Genomic DNA, 7,362 nt, shown 5'->3' with positions numbered 1-7,362 from the left:
TGCTGCGCACCGTGTTGCTGCGGCTCGCCGACGAGTCCCACGTCCTCGTCGTGACGATGCACCACATCGTCTCCGACGGCTGGTCCATGGGCGTGCTCGTGCGCGACCTCGCCGCCAGCTACTCGGCCTTCAGCGCCGGCCGTGAGCCCCGGCTCCCCGCGCTGCCGGTGCAGTACGCGGACTTCGCCGCATGGCAGCGCCAGTGGCTCCAGGGCGAGGCGCTCGACGCGCAGCTCAGCTACTGGAAGCAGCAGCTCTCCGGCGCGTCGTCCGCGCTGGAGCTGCCCACGGACCGTCCGCGCCCGCCCGTCCAGTCGCACCGGGGCGCCACCGTCCCCGTGCAGGTTCCTCCCGCGCTCGCCGAGTCCCTCAAGGTCCTCGCGCAGCGCGAGGGCGCCACGCCGTTCATGCTGCTGCTGGCCGCGTTCCAGTTGCTCATGGCGCGCTACTCCGGCCAGGACGACGTCAACGTCGGCTCGCCCATCGCGGGCCGCACCCACGAGGAGACGGAGGGCCTCATCGGATTCTTCGTCAACACGCTCGTCCTGCGTGCGCGCGTGAATCCGCGGGCCAGCTTCCGCGAGCTGCTCGCGCAGGTGCGCACCACGTCGCTCGCCGCGCACGAGCACCAGCACCTCCCGTTCGAGAAGCTCGTCGAGGTGCTCCAGCCCGTCCGCGACCTGAGCCGCAGCCCGCTGTTCCAGGTCGTCTTCGTCCTCCAGAACGCGCCGGCCGAGGCGCTGCGCGTGCAGGGCGTGTCCTTCCAGGCGTTCCCGCTGGAGGGCAACTCCGCCAAGTTCGACCTCACCCTGTCCCTGGATGAGTCGCCGCGCGGCTTCACGGGCAACCTCGAGTACAGCACCCAGCTCTTCGACGCCGCGACCATGCAGCGCATGGTGGGTCACCTGGGCGTGCTGCTGGAGGCCATCGCGCAGCAGCCCGACACGGCCGTGGCCGAGCTGCCCCTGCTGACCGCGTCCGAGCGCGACCAGCTCCTCGTGGCGTGGAACGACACCCGCGTCGACTTCGCCTCGAACGTCGCCATCCACCAGGTGGTCGCGGCGCAGGCGCGTCGCGCGCCCCAGGCCCTGGCCATCCACGCGGGGGAGAAGTCCCTCACGTACGCCGCGCTCGACGAGGCCGCCAACCGCCTCGCGGCGCACCTGCGCGAGCTGGGCGTCACCCGGGGCGCGCGCGTGGCCATCTGCGCCGAGCGCTCCGTGGAGCTGATCACCGGCCTGCTCGCCATCCACAAGGCCGGGGGCGCCTACGTGCCCATCGCGCCGTCGTCGCCGCCGGAGCGCCTGGCCTTCATGGTCGAGGACAGCGGCGCCACGGTGCTGCTCACCCAGGAGCACCTGCTGGCCTCCGTGCCTCCGCTCGCCGCGCGCGTCGTGCGCGTGGACGCGGAGCTGCCCGCCGCCCCTCGTGTGCGCGACGTCGTGGGCGCGGAGGACCTCGCCTACGTCATCTACACCTCGGGCAGCACGGGCCGTCCCAAGGGCGTGGCCGTGCACCACCGCGGCCTGATGAACCTGGTGTCGTGGCACCAGCGCACCTACGCGCTGGGCGCCGAGGACCGCACCGCGCTCACGGCCGGCGTCGCGTTCGACGCCTCCACGTGGGAGATCTGGCCCCCGCTCGCCTCGGGCGGCAGCCTCCGCGTGCCCCCCGAGCCCGTGCGCGCCGACCCGTCGCGGCTGTTGGGATGGATCGCCGACGAGGCCATCACCGTCAGCTTCATGCCCACGCCGCTGGCGGAGGCCGTGCTGCGTGAGCCGTGGCCCGCGCGCATCGCGCTGCGTGCCCTGCTGACCGGAGGTGACGCGCTCCACCACGCGCCGCCCGCCTCCGTCTCCACCACGCTCTACAACCACTACGGCCCCACGGAGAGCACCGTCGTCGCGACGGCCACGCCCGTCGCCGCTGGCTCCTCCGAGGGCGGACGTCCGCCCATTGGCCGGCCCATCGCCAACACGCGCGCGTACGTCCTCGACGCGAACCTGCACCTGGTGCCCGTGGGCGTCCCCGGCGAGCTGTTCCTCGACAGCGAGGGCCTCGCCTGGGGTTACCTCGGTCAGCCCGCGCTCACCGCGGAGCGCTTCGTGCCGCACCCGTTCGCCTCCGCGCCGGGCGCTCGCCTCTACCGCACGGGCGACCAGGTGCGTTGGCGCACGGACGGCCAGCTCGACTACCTGCAGCGCCTCGACTTCCAGGTGAAGGTGCGCGGCTTCCGCATCGAGCTGGGAGAGATTGAGGCCACGCTGCTCTCGCACCCGTCGGTGCATGAGACCGTCGTGCTCGCCCGCGAGGACGTGCCCGGCGACAAGCGGCTCGTCGCTTACGTGGCGCCGCGCGCGAACCAGACGATTGAAGTGGAGACGCTGCGCGCGCACCTCCAGCAGCAGCTGCCCGAGTACATGGTGCCCTCCGCCTTCGTCGTCCTGGAGGCGCTGCCTGTCACCGCCAACGGCAAGCTCGACCGCAAGGCCCTGCCCGCGCCAGACGCCTCGCTGACCGCGTCCGCCTACGTCGCGCCGCGCACGCCGACCGAGGAGAAGCTCGCCGCGGTCTTCGCCGAGGTGCTCCGCGTGGAGCGCGTGGGCATCCACGACGACTTCTTCGCGCTGGGCGGCCACTCGCTCCTGGCCACGCAGCTCGTCTCGCGCGTGCGCTCCGTCTTCTCCGTGGAGATGGCGCTGCGCGTCCTCTTCGAGGCCCCCACCGTCGCCACGCTCGCGCTGAAGCTGGACGCGACGCCGGGCAGCCGCGTCCAGGCCCCACCCCTGCGCGCCGTGCCGCGCGACGGCGCCCTGCCGCTGTCGTTCGCGCAGCAGCGCCTGTGGCTGTTGGATCAGCTCACCCCGGGCGACGCCTCGTACAACATCCCCACCGCGCTGCGGCTGACGGGAGCGGTCGAGGTCGAGGCCCTGCGCCGCGCCTTCGAGGCGCTCGTCCAGCGACACGAGTCGCTGCGCACCACCTTCGTGGAGCAGGAGGGCGAGCCCACCCAGGTCATCCATCCCGCGGGCGCCTGGGCGCTGGCCGTCACGGACCTCTCCGCGCTCCCTGAGTCCGAGCGCGAGGCCGAGGCCCTGCGCCACGCCACGCGCGAGGCCCAGACGTCGTTCCAGCTCGCGGAGGGCCCGCTGCTGCGCACGGCCCTCGTGCGCCTGGCGCCCCAGGAGCACCTGCTGCTCGTGACGATGCACCACATCGTCTCCGACGGCTGGTCCATGGGCGTGCTCGTCCGTGAACTCGCCGCGGCCTACGCGGCCTTCACGCGAGGCGCCGAGCCCCAGTGGACGCCCATGGCGGTGCAGTACGCGGACTTCGCGTCGTGGCAGCGCCAGTGGCTCCAGGGCGAGGCGCTCGACACGCAGCTCTCCTACTGGAAGCAGCAGCTCTCCGGCGCGCCGTCCGTGCTGGAGCTGCCCACGGACCGCCCGCGTCCGCCCGTGCAGACGCACCGGGGCGCGGCCGTCTCCGTGCAACTGCCGCTCGCCCTGTCCGAGTCCCTCAAGTCCCTGGCGCAGCGCGAGGGCGCCACGCCGTTCATGCTGCTGCTGGCGGCCTTCCACCTCCAGCTCGCGCGCTACTCCGGCCAGGACGACATCAGCGTCGGCACGCCCATCGCCGGCCGCACCCACGGGGAGACGGAGGGCCTCATCGGCTTCTTCGTCAACACGCTGGTGCTGCGCGCCCAGGTGCGACCGAACGAGTCCTTCCGCGAGCTGCTCGCGCAGGTGCGCACCACCACGCTCGCCGCCTACGAGCACCAGCACCTGCCCTTCGAGCGCCTCGTCGAGGTGCTCCAGCCCGTTCGCGACCTGAGCCGCAGCGCGCTCTTCCAGGTGATGTTCACGCTGCAGAACACGCCCACCGAGGCCCTGCGCATGCCGGGGCTCTCGTTCCAGGCGCTCAGCCAGGAATCGCAGACCTCGAAGTTCGACCTCACGCTCGCGCTCCAGGAGACGCGGGACGGCTTCGCCGGCACGTTCGAGTACAACACCGACCTGTTCGATGCGGCCACGCTGCAGCGGATGGCCGGACACCTGAGCGTCCTGCTCGAGGCCATCGTGGCCCGGCCCGACGCCTCGCTGTCCTCGCTGCCGATCCTCACCGCCCCCGAGCGCCGTCAGCTCCTGGGTGACTGGAACGACACGCGCGCCGACTACCCGCGTGACACCCTCATCCACCACGCGTTCGCCGAGCAGGCCGCGCGCACGCCCGACGCGCTCGCGGTGCTGTGCCGCGAGGACCGCCTGAGCTTCCGCGAGCTGGATGCGAAGGCCAATCAGCTCGCGCACCGCCTGCGTGAGCTGGGCGTCGGACCCGACGTGCGCGTGGTGCTCTGCGTGGAGCGCTCGGTGGAGGCGCTCGTGGGCATCCTCGGCACGCTCAAGGCCGGCGGCGGCTACGTGCCCATCGACCCCAGCTACCCGAAGGAGTGGCTGGCCCACGTCCTCCAGGACACCGGCACCCCCGTGGTCCTCACCCAGCGCCGCTTGGTCGCCGCGCTGCCGCCGCACGCGGCCCAGGATGTCTGCCTGGACGAAGAGGACACGTACGCCACGCGGCCGACCGCTGCGCCCGCGGTTCCCGTCTCACCGGAGAACCTCGCGTACGTCATCTACACGTCGGGCAGCACGGGTCGCCCCAAGGGCGTGATGATCCAGCACCGCTCGGTGCTGAACCTGCGACTGGCGCTGGCCCGCACCGTTCACGCGGAGGCCCGCGTCGCGGAGCGCGTGAGCGTCAACGCGCCGCTGTCGTTCGACGCGTCCGTCAAGCAGCTCATCCAGGTGCTCGACGGCCACGCCCTGTGCATCGTCCCCGAGGAGGCGCGCGGCGACGTGCGTGAACTCGTGCGGCGCATCGGGAAGGACGCGCTGGACGTGCTGGACTGCTCGCCTGCGCACCTGCGCCTGCTGGTGGACGAAGGCCTGCTGGAGCAGACGAACGTCCCGCGCCGCGTCCTCGTCGGCGGCGAGGCGGTGGACACCACCACGTGGCGCCACCTCGGAGCGAACACGCGCATGCGCGTGTTCAACGTCTACGGCCCCACCGAGTGCACGGTGGACGCCACCGCGTGCGCGTTCGATTCCTCGGACGCGCCCACCATCGGACGGCCGCTGCCCAACGTGCGGGCCTACGTGCTGGATGCACACTTCCAGCCCGTGCCCGTGGGCGTGGCCGGAGAGCTGTTCATCGGCGGCGAGGGCCTCGCCCGAGGCTACCTGGGCCGGCCCGACCTGACGGCCGACCGCTTCATGCCGGACGCCTTCACCGCGACGCCGGGCGCCCGCATGTACCGCACGGGAGACCGCGTCCGCTGGCACACCGACGGCACGCTGGAGTACCAGGGCCGCATCGACTTCCAGGTGAAGGTGCGTGGCTTCCGCATCGAACTGGGCGAGGTCGAGGCCACGCTGCTCACGCACCCCGCCGTGCATGAGGCCGTGGTGCTCGCCCGCGAGGACGTGCCCGGAGACAAGCGCCTCGTCGCGTACGTGGTGGCCGAGGATGGCCAGACGGTGGACACGGCCACGCTGCGTGCCCACCTCAAGGACCACCTGCCCGAGTACATGGTGCCCTCGGCATTCGTCACGCTGGAGGCCCTGCCCCTCAACACGAACGGCAAGCTGGACCGCAAGGCGCTCCCCGCGCCAGACGTCAGCCAGCCCGCGTCCACCTACGTCGCGCCCAGCACGCCCTCCGAGGAGAAGCTCGCCGCGCTCTTCGCGCAGGTCCTGCGTCTGGAGCGCGTGGGCATCCACGACGACTTCTTCGCGCTGGGTGGCCACTCGCTCCTGGCCACGCAGCTCGTCTCGCGCGTGCGCGCGGCCTTCCGCGCCGAACTGCCGCTGCGGGCCCTCTTCGAGGCGCCCACGGTGGCCGCGCTCGCGGCGCGCCTCGATGGAGACCGGACCGCGCGCGTGCAGGCGCCTCCGCTCGTCCCCGTCCCGCGCGCGGAGTCCATGCCGCTGTCGTTCGCGCAGCAGCGCCTGTGGCTGTTGGATCAGCTCGAGCCCGGCAGCGCGTCCTACAACCTGCCCGCCGGCCTGCGCCTGCGCGGCACCTTGGACATCGAGTCCCTGCGTCGGGCCTTCGAGGCCCTCGTCCTGCGGCACGAGGCCCTGCGCACCACGTTCACCGAGCAGGGCGGTCAGCCCGCGCAGCGCATCCACGCCGCGAGCGCGTGGCCGCTTCCCGTCACCGACCTGTCCGCCGTGCCCTCGGAACAGCGCGAAGCGCAGGCACGCGGGTTGGTCGCGAGCGAGGCGCGTCGTCCGTTCGACCTTACCCACGGCCCGCTGCTGCGCACGTCACTCGTGCGCCTGGACACGCAAGAGCACCTGCTGCTCGTGACGATGCACCACATCGTCTCGGACGGCTGGTCCATGGGCGTGCTCGTGCAGGAGCTGGCGTCCCTGTACGCGGCGTTCAGCACGGGCACCGAGTCCCGGCTCGCGCCGCTGCCCGTGCAGTACGCGGACTTCGCGGCCTGGCAGCGACAGTGGCTCCAGGGTGAGGCCCTCGAGGCCCAGCTCGGCTACTGGCGGCAGCAGCTCTCGGGTGCACCGCCCGCGCTGGAGCTGCCCACCGACAAGGCCCGTCCGCCCGTGCAGTCGCACCGCGGTGGCGATGTCTCGCTCACGCTCTCCCCGGAGCTGACCGAGTCGCTCAAGGCCCTGGCCCAGCGCGAGGGCGCCACGCCCTTCATGCTGTTGCTGGCCGCGTTCCAGGTCCTGCTCTCGCGCTACGCCGCGCAGGATGACATCTCGGTGGGTTCGCCCATCGCCGGCCGCACGCACGCGGAGACGGAGGGCCTCATCGGCTTCTTCGTCAACACGCTCGTCTTGCGCGCGCGCATGACGCCCGAGATGACCTTCCGCGAGCTGCTCGCGCAGGTGCGGACCACCACCCTCTCGGCCTACGATCACCAGCACGTCCCGTTCGAGAAGCTCGTCGAGGTCCTTCAGCCCGCGCGTGACCTGAGCCGCAGCCCGCTCTTCCAGGTCATGTTCGCGCTGCAGAACGCGCCCGCCGAGTCGCTGCGCATGCCCGGGCTCTCGTTCCAGCCCCTGCCGCTCGACGGTTACTCCGCGAAGTTCGACCTCACGCTGGCGCTCCAGGAGTCACCGCGCGGCCTCGTCGGAACGCTGGAGTACAGCACCGACCTCTTCGAGCAGCCCACCATCGCGAGGATGGCGGAGCACCTGCGCATCCTCCTCGATGGCATCGTCGCCCAGCCCGACGCACAGCTCACGCAGCTCCCGCTGCTGCCTCACTACGAGCGCCACCAGCTCCTCGTGGCGTGGAACCAGACGCAGGCCGACTACCCTCGAGAGGACCTCC

The 7,362-nt window shown here is 72.2% G+C and carries 1 protein-coding gene; it reads left to right on the top strand.

Going from position 1 to position 7,362, the window contains the following annotated elements:
- Positions 1 to 7,362 (top strand): amino acid adenylation domain-containing protein (locus JGU66_35930; GenBank protein MBJ6766173.1); only part of this gene is annotated, 7,362 nt, incomplete at both ends.

The sequence above is a fragment of the Myxococcaceae bacterium JPH2 genome, from assembly GCA_016458225.1.
In the GTDB taxonomy this organism is placed as follows: Bacteria; Myxococcota; Myxococcia; order Myxococcales; family Myxococcaceae; genus Citreicoccus.
This window is presented reverse-complemented; position numbering and strand designations above follow the sequence as displayed.